The sequence below is a fragment of the Xanthomonas sp. SHU 166 genome, from assembly GCF_000364685.1.
Lineage (GTDB): Bacteria > Pseudomonadota > Gammaproteobacteria > Xanthomonadales > Xanthomonadaceae > Xanthomonas_A > Xanthomonas_A sontii.
In genome coordinates this window covers 1-2,305 of the sequence record NZ_AQOJ01000890.1, presented here as the reverse complement: position 1 = coordinate 2,305, position 2,305 = coordinate 1, and the positions used below count along the sequence as shown (strand labels likewise).

4 protein-coding genes and 1 pseudogene are annotated in these 2,305 nt (G+C 71.8%); all 5 read right to left on the bottom strand.

The genetic code is table 11. From position 1 onward, the window contains the following. Positions 1 to 381: pseudogene (locus D180_RS20100) on the bottom strand (23S rRNA (cytidine(2498)-2'-O)-methyltransferase RlmM); the annotation flags it as partial. Between the two features lie 20 nt (positions 382 to 401). Beyond that, entirely contained in the window at positions 402 to 962 is a 561-nt protein-coding gene (locus D180_RS20095; protein WP_017914178.1) for a nucleoside deaminase, read from the bottom strand. Beyond that, on the bottom strand, positions 962 to 1,369 hold the full coding sequence (locus tag D180_RS20090) for a hypothetical protein (RefSeq protein ID WP_043091443.1): 408 nt from the start codon (positions 1,367 to 1,369) through the stop codon (positions 962 to 964). The genes D180_RS20095 and D180_RS20090 overlap by 1 nt, the downstream gene beginning before the upstream one ends. A gap of 59 nt (positions 1,370 to 1,428) precedes the next feature. Next, positions 1,429 to 1,812, bottom strand: coding sequence for an STN domain-containing protein (locus D180_RS20085; RefSeq protein WP_017914176.1), 384 nt, complete (start codon positions 1,810 to 1,812; stop codon positions 1,429 to 1,431). A 46-nt stretch (positions 1,813 to 1,858) separates the two neighbouring features. Then, positions 1,859 to 2,305 (bottom strand): DMT family transporter (locus tag D180_RS20080; protein WP_017914175.1); only part of this gene is annotated, 447 nt, incomplete at its 5' end.

Below are 2,305 nucleotides of genomic sequence, written 5' to 3'. Positions count from 1 at the left end.
GCCGAAGCTGCGCGCCAGGCCCGACAGCGGCTTGCCAGCGTCCGAGTCCGGATGTTCGACCCATAGGTCGCCGAAGCGCGGCTGTCCGGCAAGCGCCTGCAGGATCGGCGCGATGCGGTCGCTGGCCGGCAACTCGCGCAGGTCGGCCAGCAACTGCAGCTTCTGCCGGGCGAAGATCAGCCCGCGCCAGGGCAGCGCCTGCGCCGGTACCGCTGTGTCGCTGAGCAGCAGCGCGTAGCCGCTGTTGCGCTCGGTGCGCGCGTAGGCGGCCAGCCCGGCCTCGCCGGCGCGGGCGTTGAGCTCGGCCGCCAGTTCGGGTTCGAAGCCGGGCCGGCAGTAGCACAGCAGGCCATGGACCAGCGGGCCGTTCTCGAAGGACATGGGCAAGCCTTCCGGCGGGGTCAGTAGCGGGGGCTGTCGAGTTCGCCGTAGCGGCGCAGCACCGCGCAGGCGGCGTCGCGGTGCAGGCCGCGCACCACCTCGATGCCGCGGCGTTGCAACTCGCCGACCCAGTCCGCCGGCAGCGGGCCTTCGTCGAACGGGGTCAGCGCCATCACGTCCTCGGCGCTGGCACCGATCAGCAGGCGGTCGATGCCGGCCCAGATGGTGGCGCCGTAGCACTGGCAGCACGGCTGCGAGGAAGTGGCCAGGGTCACCGGCGACAGCACCGCGTTCAGCCGCGGGGTCTGCAGGCGCTGCTGGGCCAGCATGTAGGCCATGTTCTCGGCATGCGCCAGCGAGGTGGTCTGCGGCACCACCCGGTTCACGCCGACGGCGATGATGCGGTGGTCCGGGCCGAATACCGCCGCGCCGAATGGGCCGCCGCTGCCGGCGTCCACGTTCAGCCGCGACAGTTCCACCGCCAGCGCGACCTTGTCGGCATCGCTGGCGTAGACGGCCTGCGGATCGACCGCCTCGTGAATCCAGGCGGGCAGGGTGAGGTGGACTTGCGCGTAGAGCATCAGCGGACGGGTTCGGCAGGCTGGGGGGCGCGCAGTGTATCGGCTTGCGCGGGGCGCGCGCTGCATTGCCCGGCCACGCAGGAGCAGCCGGCGATCGCGGGCGAGCCGCACACGCTCATGCGCCCGCTGGCCTGGCACTGCGCCATCACGCCTTGCGGGTCGGTAGGGCTGTCGCGGTTGACGCAGGCCGGCATCGCGCCGCAGCAGTTGCCGACGTTCTTGACGGTGCAGTCGGCATCGGTGCGGCAACTGGTGTCGACCTTGATCGGCAGGCCCGGTGCGGACGCCGTCGGCGTCGGTGCCGGCACCGCCGGCTTGGCGGTCTCGCTGCGCGCGCAGGCGCTGGACAGCAGCATGCCGGCGAGCAGACACAGGGAACACAGCAACGACGCGAAATGACGGGGCATGGCGATCTTCCGTGCGGTGGAGTGCGGCCATGGTAGCAACCCACTGCGCCGCCGCCGGGTCAGCGGCGCACGACCGTCATCGCGTCGGCGCTTTCCTCCGAGATCCGCAGCGCTGTGCCGTCCAGCGCCTGGTGCAGCGCCTGGCGGATGCTGACCTGTCCCTTCACCGCGTTGACCGGCAGCGAGGCGAGGCCTGGATCGCGGTACACGACCATGCAGCCGGTGGCGTGGGCCAGTTGCTGCGAGACCTCATCGAAGCGCCCGGCCGGCAGGTCGTAGGCATGGTCGGGGACGGCGTCGCACTTGCCGGTTGCCGCCGGTGCGCTGGCAGTGACGGCCGAATCCGGTGTCGCGGCGGAAGGTGCGGTGGAAGCGTTGCTGCAGCCGGCGAGTGCGAAGACCAGCGCGAGGACGGGGCAGCAACGGCGCAGGAGGGTGTGCATGGCGCGATTCCCGTGAGAGGACCTGCGCCAGTCTAGGCAGCGCCGCTTAACCGGGCTTGGCTTCGTGCGCTGCGGGCTGCGGCCGCGCGTGCACCAGCGTGCACCACAGCACGCCGCCGAGCAGGCAGGCGATCGCCAGCAGTTCCAGCGCGGTCGGCCAGCGCTGCTCCCACAGGAAGCCGTACAGCAGCGCGAACACGGTCTCGAACACGATCATCTGCCCGACCAGGGTCAGCGGCAGCAGCCGGCTGGCGTGGTTCCAGCAGGCGTTGCCGATCACCGAAGCGAACAGCGCCAGCACCAGCGCCATGCCCCAGAAGCGCATCCAGTCGGCGCCGGCATGGGCCGTGCCCGACAGGGCGAACGCCGGCAGCGCCAGGGTCAGGGCCAGCGCGCCGGTGACCACGCCGGTCAGCAGCGACCAGTCGCGGCCGGACAGGTCCGGGCGCCGCCGCAGCCAGCGCGCGTTCTTGATCGAGTAGGCGGTCCAGCA

Excerpts from the sequence above, each read along its gene's own strand:
- D180_RS20095 (WP_017914178.1), bottom strand. The coding sequence starts at position 962 with ATGCTCTACGCGCAAGTCCACCTCACCCTGCCCGCCTGGATTCACGAG.
- D180_RS20090 (WP_043091443.1), bottom strand. The coding sequence starts at position 1,369 with ATGCCCCGTCATTTCGCGTCGTTGCTGTGTTCCCTGTGTCTGCTCGCC.
- D180_RS20085 (WP_017914176.1), bottom strand. The coding sequence starts at position 1,812 with ATGCACACCCTCCTGCGCCGTTGCTGCCCCGTCCTCGCGCTGGTCTTC.